This window comes from Methylocapsa aurea (assembly GCF_000746085.1).
GTDB lineage: Bacteria > Pseudomonadota > Alphaproteobacteria > Rhizobiales > Beijerinckiaceae > Methylocapsa > Methylocapsa aurea.
Genome location: NZ_JQKO01000019.1, coordinates 51,152 through 69,281, shown reverse-complemented (window position 1 = coordinate 69,281; position 18,130 = coordinate 51,152). Strand labels below are relative to the sequence as shown.

The following is an 18,130-nucleotide window of genomic DNA, read 5'->3' as shown; positions in this document are numbered from 1 at the left end:
ATATTGCTTGCCTTTCGGACCCGCTGCGCTGATCGGCGGCTTGAAAAAGCGCGGCGGGCAGCGCATTCTACATTGCCGATAAGGCTCATTTGCAAGCGGGGTAACCTACAATGTCCGATCTCATCGTCATTGTCTATCCGTCCCAGGAAAAAGCAGAGGAGGTGCGAAACCGCCTGTTTGATTTGCAGAAGGAATATCTGATCAAACTCTCGGACGCTGTCGTCGCCACCAAATCAGCAGATGGCCGGATCCAACTGCACCAGGTCGTCAACACAACGGCGGCCGGCGCCGCCTCGGGCAGTTTCTGGGGCTTGTTGGTCGGCGTGATTTTCCTCAATCCGATTCTCGGCGTGGCTTTAGGGGCGGCGGGCGGCGCATTGGGCGGCGCGCTGACGGACTTCGGCATCAATGACAAGTTCATGAAAGACATCGCCGAAAGCATCCAGCCCGGCAATGCCGCCTTGTTCGTGCTCATCAAGGAAATGACGGCGGATAAGGTGCTCGATCAGATCAAGGACTATGGCGGCGTCGTGCTCAAGACGTCCCTCGACGACGCCAAGGAACAAGCGCTTCGCAATGCTCTCGCCGGCGCCGTGGCCGCCAATGCGCCGCAGCCCCCGCCCGCAGCCAGCGCCTGATCCCACCAAAGCCCTAGCGCCAAGTGGCCGAGCGTGGGGCGCCGCCGCCCACCGCCTAGGCCGCGGCGCTCGGCGCCCGATGCTCCCGTCAACATTAGAGCGCTTCGGATGCCGTGGAATCAGAAGGCATCTCTATCTTTTCATGTTATTGTATTTTCTTAACGCCCGCCAGCATCCGCTTCGCTCGACCCCCTAGTCATTGGCCACTGTCGTCGTAGAGTAAGTCGTGCCTTCGAGGGCCTGATAAACGACCAAGCTGTCGATGCCGATTCGGATGGCGCCGAGCGCCGTCGCCAGCGCGGCTGATGTTTGTTTGGCCAATGCTGGCTCGGCATGATCGGCGATTACTTCCTCGCAGAGCGTCGTCAGCTCGCCGATCTTTGTCAGATAATCCTTGAGCGGCGTCGGCAACGGCCTGCGCCCCTCAGCCGCGCGAACAGTGTTTTCGGCTAATCTCTCGATCTCCGCCGAGTCGGCGAGAAGGGATTTCGTCACCTCGTCCAGGTCGCTCATGTTCTGTCTCCGCTCTTTGAACAGCCCGCGCCCTTTTCCTACCATCCGGTTTTATTGAGGCGCGATGAAAGACTTGCTTCCTACCAGTTTTCCAGCGCATTTTGCAAAGCTCGCGATGGAGCTCTTGGTTTGGGCGATGTCCGGCTGCCGATGACTCGTAAATGAAGCGCCAGTTGAGAGGCCGCAAAGGGCGCAGGCGTGAGGCGAAGAGCTTTAAAAAATGAGCGCGGGGCGGCCTGAAAGGCCGCTGAGGGCTACGCCTTTTTCAGGAATTCGGTTCTGAGCACGAGGCCTTTCACCTGCTTGGTGCTGCACTCGATTTCGCCGGGTTTGCCTGTGAGACGAATGTTCTTGACCAAAGTGCCGCGCTTCAGCGTCTCGGACGTGCCTTTCACCTTCAAATCCTTGATGAGCGTCACGGCGTCGCCATCGGCAAGCTCCGCGCCATTGCTATCCTTCACAATAACCTCATCCGTCACGTCCGTCCCCCTTTTTGGCGCCCGCGTTCGCGAGCCATGCGATCGCCTTATACGTCGTCAGCGCGGGCGATCCTAGCTTCGCCCTCCAGCTCTCTGGGCGCCGGGACGTCCCGCCGGCGGGCTAAAGGGACCTCCGCGCCGGGACCCTTACGCCAACGGGGGCCAACGGTGGAGGCGTCTCGGATCGACCCTAAGGCCGCCGAAGCTCACACCGAACTGGTCACCTTGAAGATCGCGGGGGACCCGCAGCCGCACACCTATGTCGCCCTCTTGAATGTAGCGCCCGGCGGGGAGCAGGGTCGGCGGGCTCGACGTGCAGCGACGCGAAAAACGCGCGCAAGAGTTCGACGCCGTACCGCGCAATGGAGGAAAACACGATGCCGAGTCTGTTCTCCATTCCTGTTACGGATAAGCCACAGCGCCCGGAATTTCGGGTCTTTAACGCTGATTTCGATATGGCTCTCATTCGCCATGACCTATTCTTTAAGCTCATTGATTTTCGCGCGAAGGACAATTGTCATGTATCATAAATTTTTTCTGGCAACGGTTAGCGCCGTAGCTCTCAGTGGATCGGCTGCGATTGCGGCGGATCTTCCCTCGCGTCAGCCCCCACCGGTCTATCTGCCGCCAGTTCCGATCTTTACCTGGACTGGCGTCTATCTCGGCGGCCAGATCGGCTATGCCTGGGGCCGCGACAAAACAAATTTTACCACGCTTGACCCCGACAGAACCTTTTTCCCCGCCAACACCAGCCCGCAAGGGGTGATCGGCGGCGCTCATATCGGCTACAATCTCCAGATCAGCCAATGGGTGATCGGTCTCGAAGGATCGGTCGACGGCGCGAGCATGAGCAAAAGTGTTTCCTTGGGCGGGCAGCCCGGCTTCCTTCACCTCGGCCATCCCCCCCTTACGGTTGATACCCGCGCTGAGATTCAAGGGTCGATCCGCGCCCGCGCCGGCATCGCCTTCGACCGCATTCTCCTTTACGCCACCGGCGGCGCCGCTTTCACCGGCATCAAGAATAACTATTGGCTTGGCGCGCCCTTCTTCCTGTCCGAAAATATTTCGAAAACGCGCGCCGGCTGGACCGTCGGCGGCGGCTTCGAATATGCCGTCACAAATAATTGGTCGGTGCGAGCGGAATATCGCTATTCAGATTTCGGCCATTTCACCGATTTCCCATTCGTGACGCTTGCTAGCTTGCCAGCCGCGCGGCATCATTTGAGTGAAAGCCAAGTCCAAGTGGGCTTCAGCTATAAGTTCGATTCCTGGGCTCCAGGTCCTGTCGTCGCCAAATATTGAGTCCGCGCTGCGCGACAATGAGAAAGAGGACGGCGCTGCAGAGGCGATGCGGATTCTCGCCTTGATTGTCGCGCCGCAGCGTCGGTTGTTCGCCGGCGATAGGCGCGGCAAGCCCCTCGTCAACCACCAGTGATCGGTATGCTGATCGCCGCCACAACGACAAAAAACCGGCTGAGGGTGGTTGCGAACTCGATCCAAACACTTGTCCCGCCCACGCACGCCCGGCCGTCCACGTCGTTGTCTTGCCATGGACGCTGCTATGGACTTCGGTGGAGGCGGACCTATCTGCTTGGGGCGGCGACGATCCTCGTCAATTTGTGTGGCAGGTCCGAACGGCTCGCACTTGCCTGAGCACAAGATGCACGAACTCTTCGCGCTCTGATTGTTGAAGGATGATAGAGTCCACGGCAAGACCACGGACAAAAGCTGCAAGACGGCCGTCCTCGTCAGGGTATTTGTAGCCTCTCTTTGCGAGGAAGAACGCGAGTTTTTCGATCGAGGGGGCCAAGTCTTTGTTCATTACGAAGGAGGGTCGTGCTATCGCGACGGACTTCGATCGAATTTCATATTCGAAGACGGTCTGGGCGATGCTTGTCCAGATAATCGAAGCATCGCACTGTCGCGCGTTGAAAGCTGAGAGCTTGATCGCGATCGCTTCCTCGACCGCGCGGATTTCGCGCTCGCCAGTCTGCGTCACGCCATGCGACACATGCTGTCGATGCTTGTTCAAGGCCTGTGGGCGATAGGCGATTTTGCCTTCGCGCAGAACGTTGACATAGGTCCACCAGTCGCCGCAATAGCTAAAGCCGGGCAGCGAGTCGATGCAGCCGGCAAGGGTCGCGCGGCGAAATAATGCGGCGCTTACATTGGGGATCGTGTTCTTGATCGCAAGAGCCTCAGCAATTTCCTGCTCGCCGCGGTTTACGTAGGCGGTCAACCACTTCTTCTCGCTCAACGAGTCCGTATAGAAGCGGTAGGATCTGGAGAGAATTTCTCCGTCGGCGCCAATCACTTCGGAGTCGCAATAGGCCATGGTCACCTGCGGGTCCATGAAGAGCGGAGCCATCTGCTCGAGGAAACGGGGAGAGGACCAATCGTCGCTCTCTGCGATCCAGATCAGATCGCCCCTCGCGCGCTCGATGCCTTTCGCCCATTGCTTGAACGGCGAGCCGCTGTTGGTCTCATTTGCAAGGATTGAAAAGGGTATCGGGGATTTTGCCCGCCATGCTCTTGCGCGCCGCAGACTCTCGTCGCTTGAGCAGTCGTCCAGAAAAATTATTTCGTCGGCCGCCCGTCTCTGCGCCAAGATCGAGGCGATGCGTTCGTCAAGCCAACGCGCATGGTTGAAGTTTGGCACGATCACGGAAATGGTCGGCTCGGGGACCAAGCGATAATTCGCTTTGCGGGCGAGGACGTCGATCCATTCGGCGGCGCAGCCTGGCGCATGAGCCGCGAGATCGTGATGCGGAACCTGCAACTCCGCGCAGATCTCAGCCAACGGAGCGATCGCGCAAGCCGCTTCGACGACAAGCCCCCCAGGGTCGCGGAATCTGAGGGCGCGCAGCAGACGATCCAGAACCATTCGATGATCGATGCCAGCAAGATCTGGATGCGCAAGGTCGATGACCGCGACTTCCTCCGGCGTCGCCTCCCTCAGGGCGTCGGTCACAAGGTGAACGTCAAGGCCGGGAAGCGCAGCGAGAATGCGCAAGTGTCGATCGACCGTGTTCGGCCGAGGCTTCGCCTCCCCGTCGACGTCGATGATCACGACGCGGAAGGGCGCTTCCGGCGCGTTCTCCTTGGCTTGCGTCCGTCGCCACGGAAGCGCTTCGAAATAAGCGGTTGCGGACGCGGGCGGGGGAAGAATTGGATGCGTGCTGCGCCATTCCTTGCGCTCTTGCGCGGCATATGACGCTAGGGCGGTTTTACGCATCGCTCCTTGGTCCAAGGCGCTGGCCACGAAGAAATCGGCGTCAAAGGCGGGCGATGGTTTGCGACCTTCGACGGCGCCCAGCAAGAGGTAATGATGCAAGGGCTCGCAGCCCTCGTCCCGGGCGTCGGCGTTTTTCATTCTGTACCAGGCCGAGTCAAAAAGCGGGCTCGGCGAACGCCCTTCTTTGGCCCCCGATGCGACAAAGTGGAGAAAAGGGTCGAATCCCGCTCGCCGTACGTCCGGATTATTGTCAAGGTACCAACGCCGGTCGAACAGCGGCGTTGGCGCCAAGCCGCGCGACGATCCACACGCCACGAAATGCCCGAGCGGAGTCAGGCGACCTGTTCCGCCGCTGATCTTCCGATAGAATGGCGTCGAAAAATAAGGGGATGGCTCGACTCCATCCGCCGCGCCATAGAGTATGTAATCGATCAGCGGATTCGCGTCGCGTCGTTTTGATCCGCGCACCAACTCGTACCAGGCCGGGTCGAAGAGAAGGTGCGGCCGGCGCCTTTGGCTGGCGCCTTTTTGCAAATAGTGGGAGATGCAGTCCCAGTCGTCGGTGACATCGGGGTAATTGGCCTTGTACCACTCCGCGTCGAATATCCGGCTGCGGGCGATGAGCCACCACCTCCACAAGGCGTTGATCGATGAAAGCGGCTTTAGATATGCTGGCGGCATCGTTAGATTGTGTACCGGTCGAGCAATATTGTCACGCCGCGTCAAATTGAGCCATTGCCGCTAAGGGCTGTCATCGCAATATTATTGCGATCAAGAAATGGCCTGTCGTCAAACGGCCCCTGCGCGCCTTGACGACGCCCCGAGCGCGACGCCGGGCGGCTTCCGCCACGAAATCGCCAAGATTTGATCACACAAGATGGTGCGCTCCGATAGCGAATCGCGGACTTTTGGCGTTTGTTTTTTAACACGCCTGCGGCTTGGCGGGCAGGGTTGGCGATTTGGCGTTTCAGCCCAAGATCTTGGCGCAAGATCTCGATGTATTTAGATGATGACATTTTCATTGACCCGCCGGTTGCATGCCGCCCAAATGCTCGATGCCTCAGCGGCCGGACCGCGAATTTACGTGCGCTTCGAGGCGATTGTGAAGAATGGCGCGCGACAAGCCTAAAGAGCCCGGCGTCAAGCGGCTTCTCTCGCTGAGCCTCGGCTCGAATGCGCTTGTCCTGCGGGAGGGCGTTGAGCGCGGTTTGCAGGGGCTGAATGGAGTCGTCGACAAGGCCCGAAACATTGCGCGCCGAGCAATTGCCGCGCCATCGGGCGCCTCCTATGAGGGCCTCGAGACCGATGCGAATTCGCCTTGGCTTCGGCGGAGCTTTATCGCCTGCGTCGTCCTTCCTTTCCTTGTAAGCATCGCCTATTTTGGCTTTCTGGCGTCGGATCAATTTCTTTCCGAAACGCGATTTGCGGTGCGCGGCGCGACCGAACTCATTCCCGGCCGCGATGCATTGGCGGCGTCGGGCTTGGGCGCCTTGGCGGGCTTGAACGTAAATCAAGACGCCTACATCATTGCCGATTATATCGAAAGCCGTTCGATGATCGACGATCTCGCGCGAGAGATCGATCTGCGCGCCATATTCAGCAATTCGAAGGCGGACTGGTGGGCGAGGTTCGAGCCAAGCGAAGCGCCCGAGGCGCTTCTCCGCTATTGGCGCAACGCAGTCCAGGTCTCGGTCGACGCGGCGTCGGGCATCGTGACCATCGTGGTGAGGACATTCTCGCCACTGGAGTCGCTCCGCGTCGCGGCCGCCATTCGCGCACGCTGCGACGTCGTCGTGAACCAGCTCTTGGTTCGGATGCGCGCCGCTTCGATCGAACGCGCCGAGGCCGAAGTTGTCGTCGCAAGAGACCGCCTCGCCGAGCGCCGGACGAATCTGGAACAGTTCAGAAATGCGCGGATGTTGATCGACCCACGCGCCTCGGCGCTATCCTTGGGAGAGACGATCACGCAGTTGCGGCGCGATTTGATCGACGTCGAAGTGAAATTGGACAGCGCCATCACCTCGCTTGACTCCGACGCGCCGGGCATCAGGGAGCTTCAAGGCAATCGGCAGACCTTGATAGGTCAGATCGCGGGGCTCGAATCCAAGATCACGAGTGAAAATACCACCCTGCAGACCACTTCCGGGGCTCTGCCCGAATATGATCAATTGGACGTCAACAGGAATTTAGCCGAGCGAAGGGTCATGCTCGCCGAGAGGCTGTTGGACAATGCGCGAGCGGACGCAAACCGCCATCACATCTATCTCGTCTCGATAGAGGACCCAACCTTGCCGGAGAGCTCTCTATTTCCGAGACGAGCCGGCACGATCATGATCGTTCTGTTCTCCGCGCTCTGCCTCTGGTCGCTGGGAATGCTGGTCGTTGTCGGCGTGCGGGATCACGGGAAGTGAAAACGGCGCGTTGGCCAATCCATCGTAGGGCCGCATGAACGACGCGCATCGCGAACCCAAGTCTGCGGCTGGCTTTCCCACCGGCGCGACAGGCGCGCATGCGGTCGAGCACTTTATTCTTGGCGAAGACTTGCGCCGCGTTTCAGTCCCCATCGACCAGTTCGGCTCCTGGCGATGGCTGATTTTGTCGTTTGCGCTCTGCGTTCTTGGGCCCCTGCTCACCGCTTCGCTCTATTATGGCTTGATCGCTTCCGACCAATATGCGGTGGAATTTCGCTTCAGCGTCAGGTCGGCGGCTGAACTTGGGGGGGACGAGGATGTCGTCAAGGCGCTAACCAGAGGGGGAAATGCGCACGATATTGGGAGTTTGCCCTATGTGGTGGCAAATTATCTTCGGAGCCGCAACGTCGTGCGGGAACTCGATCGGAGCGCGGCTCTTAGAACAATGTTTTCGAGCGCGCGCGCGGACTGGCTGTCTCAATTCGACCGGACAAAAAGCGAGGATGCCCTGTGGGCCTATTGGCAAGGGATGACGGCCGTCAATGTCGATCGCGTCTCCGGGCTAATTCTCGTGCGGGTGCGAGCCTTCACTCCGGAAGACGCGTTCGACCTGGCCAAGGATGTCGCGCGAGCAACGGAGACGATGATCGACAGCATCGCGGCCCGCGCGCGCCGCGATGCGCTTTATCTGGCAGAGGAGGACCTGGAGCGAGCCAGCCTGCGCTATTCAGATGCTCTTCGCAATTTGCGCGACGTGCAAAATCAGGAGGGAACCGTCGATCCGCAGTCGGCGATCGACGCTTCGGCGACGACTTTGTTGGGCGTCATTCGCGAGAAGCTCGCATTGGAGCGCCAGCATGACGCCAACTTGAAGGTGGTGTCCGCAAGCGCGCCGCAGCAGCGAGCGCTCGCGAGTCAGATCCAGGCGCTCGAATCGCAAACCGCGGCCTTGACCGAGGCGCTGACGAGCCGGCGGGAGGACGTAAAATCCGCTGCTCAAACAATTGCGCGGTTCGAGTCGGGAGAACTGGAGCGTCGCTTTTCGGAGCGGCTCCTGGAGATTGCGCAGGCGGGCTATGAGCGCGCGCGTCTGGAGGCTGAGCGACAACACGTCTATCTCGCGCTCTTTGTCGAACCCAAGATGCCGACGACCGCGGAATTTCCTCGCCGGCTCAGGTTGACCGCATTTGTTGGCGCATGCGCGTTCGGGTTGTGGAGCATCATCATGCTGACAACAGCGGGAATTCGCGATCATTGGGGCGAGCGTTGAGAAACGCTATTTTGCTCTCTTGCGCCAAGCGTCAATTCCAAATAGCGGCCCCGATTTTCGGCAAAACTGATGTGGAATTAATCAATCCCAGGCTAGATTGCTCGGGACTTCCGTGTCGAAAAGGTCGGTCAGATTTTCCGACATGCTTCAAGGGATAATCCGATCGGCCCTGCACCATCCGAGGCGTCATGTTGTTCAGTATCGACGAAGATGTAGGCGAGCGCATTATTGGCTGGCTCATGCCCGACAATCCGGCCGCAACGCCGAGGATCTTGGTTCATCTTGATTTCGACCATCATGTCGTCGTGGAGGCCTTCGTTTATCGCCCCTTGCTGAAGGAGCAGGGGCTCCACAACACCGGCGTCTGCGGTTTCATTGTCGACGAAGCCAATTGTCCGGGAGTGAGCGCCGCCACGCGGCTGGAAATCATCGATGCGGATAACAATGTCCTAATCTACCGGCGACGGAACACCGGTCCGTTGACGGAGCAAAAGTTCCTGCGACTTGAAACCCAATTGTTCCGCTCCTCGGGCATCGATGAACAGCTGGCTCCTCAATTCCAGATGTCCTATCAGTCAATGGAGCTCCTTCCTGAGGAGACGACCCGATCAATCTTCGCCATTCCCTTCACGAACTCTATTTTCTCATCCGGACGCATTTTCTTTCGGATATGGGAGCCGCTTTTGCGCGATCGCGGATTCAAGATCGGCATTCTTTTGCGAGAGCCCTTCGAGGAGCTGTCCGAACGCCTGCTTATCTTGAAATGGGCGTCATCGCCTGATGTGAGCTCCGCGGTGCTGGATCTCATGCCTGCGTTGCAGACCTGCGCCGGAGCCTTGCGCGACGTCGATATCACCGATGCAAGCGCTCTAGACGCTGTCTTGTCGCATCCATCCGATGAGATGCGCGCGCTGCTTTACAATCCGCTCGTCTATCAGCTCGCAGCTCCCAACGCTTTCGATCCGCCGCCGCCGGGGGAGACCGCAGCCACGCTCGACGCGCTGGCGGAAATGGACGTCGTCGGCATTCATGCGGATCTGCATTCGTTTTTTGATCTTCTCACGGCGGTCCTGGACTTGCCCGATCCGCTTGCCGAGCTTCCTCTCGCCGCCAGCAAGACCGTGATCGGCTTTGCGGATATATTGCGCGAGATGCGCTCGGCCCGGGCCCTCATCGAAAAAGATCTAGAAGTTTATGCGGAAGCGATTCGCATTCTTGTGGCTCCATCAGATGCGAAAACCTGACAAGATGCCTGTTTTCCATAAGATGCGCGTCAGCCAGCGAAGTCTTGCATCGCCACGGCGACGCGGGACGCCTTCTCCGCTTCATGATGTTGGGACGTGAACAACCCCATGATCCGCCTGCTCCCATGTTCCGATGTGGAAGGGGAAGCTGGAAGCTATGTTGCGTCAAGCCGCAATCCCTGGCTCGCGATCGAACCAATGTCGATCTTCAGGCCGGGGCGCTGGTTTCGAATGCGCTATCGGCTCTCTTTCTACGATGATCCTACGCGGCCCGAGGTTAGCTTTCGGCGCGGCGCGGAGGAGATCGGTTGGCATCTCCTCCCCGGCCCTGTCCTTGGCCGCGCGGAATGGGTCGGGATCGCGCCCGAGGACGCTACCGCCGTTTGGATATCGCCCGTTTCTCGCCCCGGCCCCTTTCGCTTCGTCATCGAAGAGATCGAAACTCTATCGAGTCTTGGCGTTTTGCAACTCGGTCTGGCGGGGAACCAACGCCGTTTCTTGAGCGCGATCGGAACGTCGCTTCTTGGATGGCGGGAGGAAGCGCGCGACAATTTCCGGTGGGCGACGCAAAGTTCGAACGCGGCGCAATGGCCGACCTATCGGGACAGACTTTCGGCGGCCCCCAGCCTCGCGGACTTCGAGAGGCCCCGCGCAGACTGGTCGAATGCGCCAGCGATCAGACTTGTTGCGCGGCTTGACGCGGAGGCGACGCCGCAGCAGATCGAGGAGACGCTCGTCTCGCTGCAAAACCAGATCTATCAGGGCTGGACGCTTTGCATCGTCGGCCGCTCCGATGATCCGGACGTCAACAGCCGGCTCGCATCGTGGCGGGTCGAGGAAAGGCGGGTCGGGACTTGCGCAAACTGGCTCGGGCCGGTTGGAGCCGATGGCGATCTGTTTGGTTTTATCGGCGTGGGGGATCGGCTGGCGCCCCATGCCTTCGCTTGTTTCATCGAGGCCTGCCTCGGCGCGCCCGAGGCGCAAGCATTTTACTGCGACGAGGAAGTTGGGGCGTCGGAGGGCGATGCGCCCGTCTTCAAGCCGGATTGGAGCCCGCGTCTGCAATCGGCGAAGCCCTACGTCGGACGATTGATGCTGGCACGGCTCGCTCATATGCGCAGTCGATGGCCCTCGAGGCGAGGCTTGAACGACGAGGAGACCTTGGTCGAGAGCGCTTTGCACAATCTGGGGCGGGACGAAGTTCGCCATATCCGGCGCTTGCTGACGCGGACGGCGCCAAGGCGCGGCGCCGAGCGAGAGGCGGCCGCACTGAGCCAGCCTCGATCGGCGCGCCGCCAAGGAGCGAGCGTCACGATCATCCTGCCGACGCGCGATAGGGCGGAATTCCTCCGCCGCACGCTTTCCGGCGTCCTTCAAGAAACCGAATTTCCGCGGCTCGACCTGATCATCGTCGATAATGGCACCGCCGATCCGAGGGCGCTTGAAGTTCTTGAGGCTGCGGTGGGCGACCCTCGCGTTACGCTGCTGCAATCGCCCGGCCCCTTCAATTTTTCGGCTCTCTGCAATCTCGGCGCGGCCAAAGCGCGAGGCGACATTGTCATCTTCCTGAACAATGACGTGGAGATCATCGAACCCGGCTGGGTTTGCGAATTGGCGGATAAGGCGCTCGAGCCGAAGATTGGAGCGGTAGGCTGCAAATTGCTTTATCCCAACCGGCGCGTTCAGCACGCGGGGGTTGTGCTTGGCCTTGGCGACGGGGTCGGCCATTTCGATTCGGGCGGGCGAGATCTTGATCCAGGCTGGCTCGGCCGCAACCTGGCCATTCACGAAGCTTCTGCGGTCACGGGCGCCTGTCTTGCCGTGGAACGGTCCAAATTCCTCGCCGTTCGCGGGTTTAACGCGGTTCATCTGCCTGTCGAATTCGGCGATATCGATCTCTGTATGAGGTTGGAGGAATCTGGATTCCAGACCTTATGGACGCCTTTCGCTCGCCTTATCCATTTTGAATCGGCAAGCCGAGGCAAGGCCACCTTTCGGCGCCTCGACATTCATGCGGCGGAGCGCGCCTATTTCCGGCGTCGCTGGCGCGATCGTCTGCGGGATGATCCGTTCTTTCATCCTGGCCTCTCGCTCTTTAGCTTGTCGCTTGCGCTCGCCTAGCCAAATGCTCATTGTTGCCCGGCGGGTGCAAGAGATAATTGACGATTTCGAGGCGCGCAATTGGCGCCCCGCATGACGGATGGGAACGAATCATTGATTGGCGTCGCCGAGGGATCCGAGTTTGGAGAAGCAATTGCGCCGCCTCCGTCGGATGCGACTCCGACCTCGGGCGCAGCCTTTGCCGAACCGGTCGGTCAGGAGCCAGGCCAACTCGAGCCGACGCCTCATTTAAGCTTGTCCCAACCAACGTTCGACAGTGGCGCGGAGTCGCCGCGCGGCGACCGTCACGCGTCGTCGGGCCATGCGCAGATGGCGATAAAGCGGGATATGATGATCTTGCAAGACCATCTCGCCGATCTGGAGGAGCGATGGGCGCGGCTCGAGCCGCTGCTGCGACTGGCTTCCTTGGGTGGCTCGGGTCTTCGCGCGCTTGGCGCCGCCGCAAAACTCGCGGCAGCGCTCGTCGGGTCGGTTTATCATTGGCGCGACGTTGCGCGGCGCATCGACGAGGCGCGCTTTCGCAGCGAAAGGCTCGCGTTCGACCCAATTGGACAGATCTGGACGCGAAAGGTCGACCCTCATGTCTTCGTGAAGAATTTGCGCGCTTCATTTGGCCTTTCTCGGCCGACCCTCTATCGGGTTCGGCCGCGGCAAAGGCTCGCTCTCGCCAACCGGCCAAGAGTTTTGCACGCAATCGCGAATGTCTGGGTCGGAGGCTCTACGCAGCTCATCGTCGATCTTCACGATTATCTCGGCCATCGAATCGACATGGAGGTCCTGACTTCAGCTCTGCCTAGTCGAGGAGCGCATCGAGGCATGACGATCAGGCTCGCGCCGCAGCCGGCCTCGCGTCACCAGGTGCGCAGCGCGTTCAGCCGTTTTCGACCTCACATCGCGCATGTGCACTATTGGGGCGATGTGGACGAATCATGGTACAGGATGGTGTTCGAGGCGGCGGCCGAATTCGGGTGTCCGATAGTGCAGAACGTCAATACGCCGATCGCACCTTTCGCCGACGTACATGTCGATCGCAATGTGTTCGTTTCGGACAGCGTTCTCGGTCGCTTTGGTTCGGTGGCCCCCGCCAAGGTCATTCATCCCGGCGTCGATCTCGATCGGTTCGCCCCGCCTCCAGTCGTCGATCCCGATTCCTTCGATGCGATCGGCGCCGTCTATCGGCTCGAGAACGACAAATTGAATGCGGACGCGATCGAGCTTTTCATTGCAATCGTCGAGAAAAGGCCAAAGACGCGGGTCATCATCGTCGGCGATGGTTCATTGTTCGCGCATTTTCGATCGCGCGTTGCGCAGAAATCTCTGCTTTCGAATTTCGAATTCACAGGATATGTGCCTTATGAGGATCTGCCCGCCCAGTTCGCGCGTTTCAAAACCTTCGTGGCGCCCGTGCATCAAGAGAGCTTTGGCCAAGTGATCCCGTTCGCTATGTGTTCCGGGCTCGCCGTCGCGGGTTACAACGTCGGCGCCATCCCCGAAATCCTCGGCGGTTCGGATACGCTGGGCGAGAGCCTCGATGAGACCGCCCAGATCGTCGTCTCGTTGCTCGACGATCGCGAGCGGCTCAACGCGATCGGCGAACGCAACCGGACCCTGGCGCTCGCGCGCTTTTCAGTGGAGCGGATGGCGGTCGACTATTTGAATATTTATCGGGATCTTGCGCCCGATGACATCGACTTTCTGCGCGGCTTGCCCGACGCGATCCACTTTCCGCTCTAAGAGCGTCGCGATCATGACCGCGAAAGTTCTCGTCACCGGCGCCAGCGGCTTTCTTGGACGCGCATTGGTGCCCGCGCTTCTTGCTTTGGGCGAGACGGTGATCGCAACCGGACGCAGAGCCTGCCCTTTTCCGTCGCATGCGCGGCTGGTCTGGCGATCGGTGGATCTTTCCGAACCGACCCAGCCCTTGCGCGAACTTCTTTGCGGCGTCGGCTTGATCTATCATTTGAGCTGGTCGACGATTCCCGCCGAATCCAATCTGGCGCCGTCCGAAGACGCGCGCGTCAACATCGTCGGCTCCTTGCGCTTGCTCGAAAACGTGGAGAGCGAGATGCGCCCGCGGGTGGTTTTCGCCTCATCGGGAGGAACCGTCTACGGCCGGCTTCTCCATGCGCCTGCGGCGGAGGATCATCCGCTCAATCCTTTGTCCGCCTATGGCGTCTCGAAGCGAACGGTCGAATCCTATCTCGAATTCTTCGCGCTCCTTGGCAAAATCCGCCCTGTTTCGCTGAGGATAGGAAACGTCTTTGGACCCGGACAGGATGCATCGCGGCCCTTTGGCGCCATCACCCATTTCACCAGGAGCGCGCTTGCCGGCGCGCCCATCAGGCTTTTCGGCGACGGCTCCATTGTCAGGGACTATGTCTATATCGAGGACGCCGTCGATGCTCTTTTGCGCGCAGGCCACGCTGAGCAGGCCTCGCATGCGCTCAATATCGGCAGCGGCAAAGGTCATTCATTGAACGATGTGATCGGCGCGCTGCAAGAGCATTTTCACGAGCCGATCCAGGTCGAACGCATGCCCGCGCGGCTCTTCGACGCGCCGGTGTCGGTGCTGGATCCCGGCAAGGCGCTACGAGAGATCGGATGGTCGCCTCGCGTATCCTTCGAAGAAGGAATGCGCAGAACCATCGCAAGCCTGACCAAGACCGCACAATGAAGATCGCGCTCTACGTTCATTGCTTTTTCCCTCGCCATTTCTATGGCACCGAAGCCTATACATTTGCTCTCGCGAAGGAACTGGTCGGCCTAGGACATGAGCCAGTCGTGGTTTCTGCGACTTTATCCGGCGAACCCCGGCAGACGAAAATCATAGAGGACTCTCACTACGAGGGCGTTCGCGTCGTCTCGATCGACAAGAACCTCTTTCCGAACCGAAGCGTGCGAGACACTTATGAGCAGCCGGCCTTACGCCACTTGCATGAGCGGCTGCTTCGCATGTTGCAGCCGGACGTCATTCACATCTGTCACCTGATCAGCCACACGACCGCCGTGCTCGACGCAGCTCGGCGAATGAGGACGCCCGTCTTCGCTACGCTGACCGATTTCTTCGGCTTTTGTTACAATAATCGCCTTGAGAATGCGCAAGGGGAGCTCTGCGAAGGACCTGACTTGGCGCGGGCCAATTGCATCGCATGTTTTCTCAAGGCCGTCGGCTCGCGCGCCGACGCCCAACCCATCGCCAGACTTGGCGGGCATCCAGCGCTGCGCCCGTCCGTCTCCCGCGGCCTCGCCCGCCTTGGCGAGAGGGAGGCCGATCCCTTCATCATCAGCTCCTTCGCCCCAAATGACATCATTGTTCGGCCGCGCATTCTTCGCGCCGCGATGGAGGTCTATCGGGAAGCGATCGCCCCGACGCTTTTTCTGAAGCGCGCCTATGAGAGCAATGGGTTTCCCGCGCCGATGCGCGTCAGTCATTTCGGCGTCGACATCGATCGCGCCCTCAAGCCGGCGCGCCTCGACGGCGACGCTGTGAGGCTCGGATTCATAGGCCAGCTTTTCCCGCACAAGGGAGCCCACCTCCTGCTTGATGCATTGCGCGCTTGCGAGCGCCCAAATCTTTCTCTCGCCATATGGGGACCGCATGATCAGGACCCTGCCTACTACGCGGGCTTGCGGCGACAGGCGGAAGGGCTGCCGGTCAAATTTTGCGGAATCTTGCCGCGGACCGAGTTGGCGCGGGCCTTGGCAAAGCTTGATTACCTCGTCATCCCTTCCACCTGGTACGAAAATAGTCCGCTGATCCTCCTTCAAGCTTTGGCGACTCATACTCCAGTCATCATTTCGGATGTGTTGGGGATGACGGAATTCGTCGACGATGGAGTGAACGGATTTCATTTCAAGCGCGGCGATCAGGGCAGCCTGACCGGCATTTTGCAGAAGATCGCCGACGCTCCCGAGATGGCGAGCCGCATGAGCGCCGCGAGCTCGTATGAGAAGACTCCGACCGACATGGCGCGCGATCTCCTTGCCCTCTATGCCGCGCATGATCTCATCGCGTTGGATCCGCCTCGATCCATGCTCGGCCCATCCGATCTGAGCCTCGCCGCGCCGATCGTTCAGGGCGTCGAAGGCCCCCTGAAGGCCTGGCTCGCGCAAAACGACATCGCCATTGGCGCTTGCGAGATGGAGCAAGGCGGAATCGCTCCCTTTCCTCCGGTCGCATTGATGCGTGAAACCTCCGGGCTCCATAGGCGCGAGGATTTCGCGCGGCACGGCGTCGACATCATGCGGGCCTTGTCCGCCATCAGTCCCGCGCCGCTCAATTCCTTTCGATCCTGGCTCGATTTCGGGGTCGGGGTCGGGCGACTCGCGCGCCTGTTTAAGGGATATCGGGGTTCCTATGTGGGGCTCGATGTCGACGCCCGCATGATCGAATGGGTGCGGAGCAATTTGCCGTGGGTCCATGCCCTTCGAACGGTTCCAAGGCAATCGCTGCCGTGCGCCGAGGCGCGTTTCGACGCGGTCGTCAGCGTTTCTGTCTTCACCCACATGACCGAAAGCGACGTGCAATTCTACAGCGGAGAACTCTATCGCGTCACGCGACCGGGCGCGTTTTTGATGATCACGCTTCATGGCCGTAGAACGTTGGAGCGTGCGACCGCGGACCCCGCTATTCTTGAATTGCTCGGCGTGCCCATCGAGGCGATCGAGCGGGCCCGCGCGGCCCTCGATCATGGTTCGGGCTTCCTTTTCATCCGGCAGGCGGGCCATTTGACCTCTTCCGAGTATGACTACGGCGTCACCTTCGTTGGGCGAAAATGGATCGACGCGGTTTGGACAAAATGGTTTGATATCGTAGCCTATGCCGAGGGCGCGATTCACGACTTTCAGGACATTGTCGTCATGAGGCGCAGATAAGGGCGATGCAACCGGCCATGGGACGAAAGAGGTGACGGTCGCCGAGGATGAGGCCGATCACCCGAAGACAAACGCGCGCGCCGAGAGGCGGGCGGCGGCGCTTGTGCGCGCCGAGAGCGTCTCCGAGGAATTGCGTCGCGCGGCGAGGACGGTGCGGCTCGCCAAAAATCGCGCCGTCGCAAGGCCAAACTGGCAGGTCGTGGCCTGGGCCGGATTTCAGACTTTCAGCCAAGCTTGGAAGTCGCGCCATACCCTGCTCGGTTTGTTGGTTTTTTTCGTGGCGCCGGCCGGCCTGATCATCGCCTATTTCTCGTTGATTGTCTCGAACCAATATGTCTCCGAGGCGCGCTTTGCGGTGAGGGGCGGTGAGCGACCCGCTGTCGACGCTATCTCGGCCCTCACCGGCCTTAATTCCTTCACCCAGGTGCAGGACTCTCTCATCATCGTCAACTATATCAAAAGCCAGGCCATGGTCGAAGATCTCGACCGGCGGATCGGGCTTCGCGCTATTTACGCGAGCGATAAGATCGACTGGCTGTCCCGTTTCAACGTCAATGCTCCGATCGAGGAATTCGTCAAATATTGGCGTGGGCGCGTCAACATCTCCATCGAAGCGCCATCTGGAATCGTGACCGTTCAAGTCAGCGCATTCACGCCGGAAGATGCGCTTAAAATCGCCGAGGCCACAGTGGAGCTGAGTGAACGGTTGGCCAACGGGCTCTCGGCGCAGGCGCGAAAAGATGCGGTGAGCGAAGCGGAATCCGAGGTCGCGCGCGCTGAAAATCGACTTCGCGACGCGCGCATCTCCCTGCGGGACCTGCGCAATGAGCAATCCACTCTCGATCCGCGGCAGACGGCGGAAGGGATCGGCCGGTTGATTTCGGAGCTTCGGCTCGAGAAAATCCGTTTGGAACAGGAGCTGACGGCCTCACAACGCGGCAAGGTCGCCGAGACCGCGCCACAGAACCAAATTCTACGGACGCGGATCGAGGTCATCGGCGAACAGATCGCCGGCCTCGGCAAGCTCCTTACCTCGGAGGGAGGATCCGGCGCCGACGCGATATCCAGCAAAATCACGCATTTCGACGAATTGGAGCTCGAAAGGCAAATCGCCGAAAAGCAATATACCTTGACCGCCGCGGCGCTCGAGCGGGCCAGGATCAACGCTGGAGGGAAGAAAGTCTATCTCGCCACGTTCGTCCATCCGGTTCTGGCCCGTGATCCGTCCTATCCAAAACGGCTTTTGTTCAGCCTTCTCGGCGTTGGCGTCGTGGGCGTGATGTGTGGCGTTGGGCGCGCGGGATCGCGTTTGGCGCTGCGCAAGCTCGGGAGATGAAGTGCAGC

General features: G+C 60.0%; 14 protein-coding genes. 10 read left to right on the top strand and 4 right to left on the bottom strand.

All coding sequences use genetic code 11. The features are described 5' to 3' along the window. Positions 1-110: 110 nt before the first annotated feature. Entirely contained in the window at positions 111-638 is a 528-nt protein-coding gene (locus tag DL86_RS13335) for a DUF1269 domain-containing protein (RefSeq protein ID WP_036262347.1), read from the top strand. 192 nt (positions 639-830) lie between these two features. Here the strand turns inward: DL86_RS13335 and DL86_RS13330 are convergent, their stop codons facing one another. Together DL86_RS13330 and DL86_RS13325 are read right to left on the bottom strand one after the other, a co-directional pair. After that, positions 831-1,151: a hypothetical protein gene (locus DL86_RS13330; protein WP_156964644.1), complete on the bottom strand. Its 321-nt coding sequence runs from the start codon at positions 1,149-1,151 to the stop codon at positions 831-833. A gap of 254 nt (positions 1,152-1,405) precedes the next feature. Then, on the bottom strand, positions 1,406-1,630 hold the full coding sequence (locus DL86_RS13325; protein WP_036262344.1) for an alkylphosphonate utilization protein: 225 nt from the start codon (positions 1,628-1,630) through the stop codon (positions 1,406-1,408). Positions 1,631-2,149: 519 nt separating this feature from the next. Between DL86_RS13325 and DL86_RS13320 the strand changes: the two genes are divergently transcribed. After that, positions 2,150-2,932: an outer membrane protein gene (locus DL86_RS13320; protein WP_036262384.1), complete on the top strand. Its 783-nt coding sequence runs from the start codon at positions 2,150-2,152 to the stop codon at positions 2,930-2,932. Between the two features lie 310 nt (positions 2,933-3,242). Here the strand turns inward: DL86_RS13320 and DL86_RS18810 are convergent, their stop codons facing one another. Beyond that, a complete protein-coding gene (locus tag DL86_RS18810) occupies positions 3,243-5,546 on the bottom strand; it encodes a glycosyltransferase (RefSeq protein ID WP_051953401.1) in 2,304 nt (767 codons plus the stop codon). A gap of 41 nt (positions 5,547-5,587) precedes the next feature. After that, the gene (locus DL86_RS19910) at positions 5,588-5,887 is read right to left on the bottom strand and encodes a hypothetical protein (RefSeq protein WP_156964643.1); all 300 of its coding nucleotides are present in this window, start codon (positions 5,885-5,887) and stop codon (positions 5,588-5,590) included. An 87-nt stretch (positions 5,888-5,974) separates the two neighbouring features. On the opposite strand from DL86_RS19910, the gene DL86_RS13310 reads away from it, so the two are divergent. The 8 genes from DL86_RS13310 (at position 5,975) to DL86_RS13275 (ending at position 18,122) form a co-directional block, all read left to right on the top strand. Further along, a complete protein-coding gene (locus DL86_RS13310) occupies positions 5,975-7,276 on the top strand; it encodes a KpsE/RkpR family capsule polysaccharide export protein (protein ID WP_036262342.1) in 1,302 nt (433 codons plus the stop codon). A gap of 34 nt (positions 7,277-7,310) precedes the next feature. After that, the gene (locus tag DL86_RS13305) at positions 7,311-8,546 is read left to right on the top strand and encodes a KpsE/RkpR family capsule polysaccharide export protein (protein ID WP_036262339.1); all 1,236 of its coding nucleotides are present in this window, start codon (positions 7,311-7,313) and stop codon (positions 8,544-8,546) included. A 188-nt stretch (positions 8,547-8,734) separates the two neighbouring features. Continuing rightward, the gene (locus DL86_RS13300; protein WP_036262337.1) at positions 8,735-9,790 is read left to right on the top strand and encodes a hypothetical protein; all 1,056 of its coding nucleotides are present in this window, start codon (positions 8,735-8,737) and stop codon (positions 9,788-9,790) included. A 96-nt stretch (positions 9,791-9,886) separates the two neighbouring features. Next, positions 9,887-11,911: a glycosyltransferase gene (locus DL86_RS18805; protein WP_156964642.1), complete on the top strand. Its 2,025-nt coding sequence runs from the start codon at positions 9,887-9,889 to the stop codon at positions 11,909-11,911. A 72-nt stretch (positions 11,912-11,983) separates the two neighbouring features. Further along, positions 11,984-13,645 (top strand): glycosyltransferase family 4 protein, encoded by a 1,662-nt coding sequence (locus tag DL86_RS13290; RefSeq protein ID WP_036262334.1) that lies wholly within the window; start codon positions 11,984-11,986, stop codon positions 13,643-13,645. 13 nt (positions 13,646-13,658) lie between these two features. After that, complete coding sequence (locus DL86_RS13285; RefSeq protein ID WP_051953397.1) at positions 13,659-14,585, top strand: NAD-dependent epimerase/dehydratase family protein; 927 nt, start codon at positions 13,659-13,661, stop codon at positions 14,583-14,585. Next, positions 14,582-16,786 (top strand): glycosyltransferase, encoded by a 2,205-nt coding sequence (locus DL86_RS18800; RefSeq protein ID WP_051953395.1) that lies wholly within the window; start codon positions 14,582-14,584, stop codon positions 16,784-16,786. The genes DL86_RS13285 and DL86_RS18800 overlap by 4 nt, the downstream gene beginning before the upstream one ends. Positions 16,787-16,817: 31 nt before the next feature. Further along, on the top strand, positions 16,818-18,122 hold the full coding sequence (locus DL86_RS13275; protein WP_036262332.1) for a KpsE/RkpR family capsule polysaccharide export protein: 1,305 nt from the start codon (positions 16,818-16,820) through the stop codon (positions 18,120-18,122). Positions 18,123-18,130: the final 8 nt, after the last annotated feature.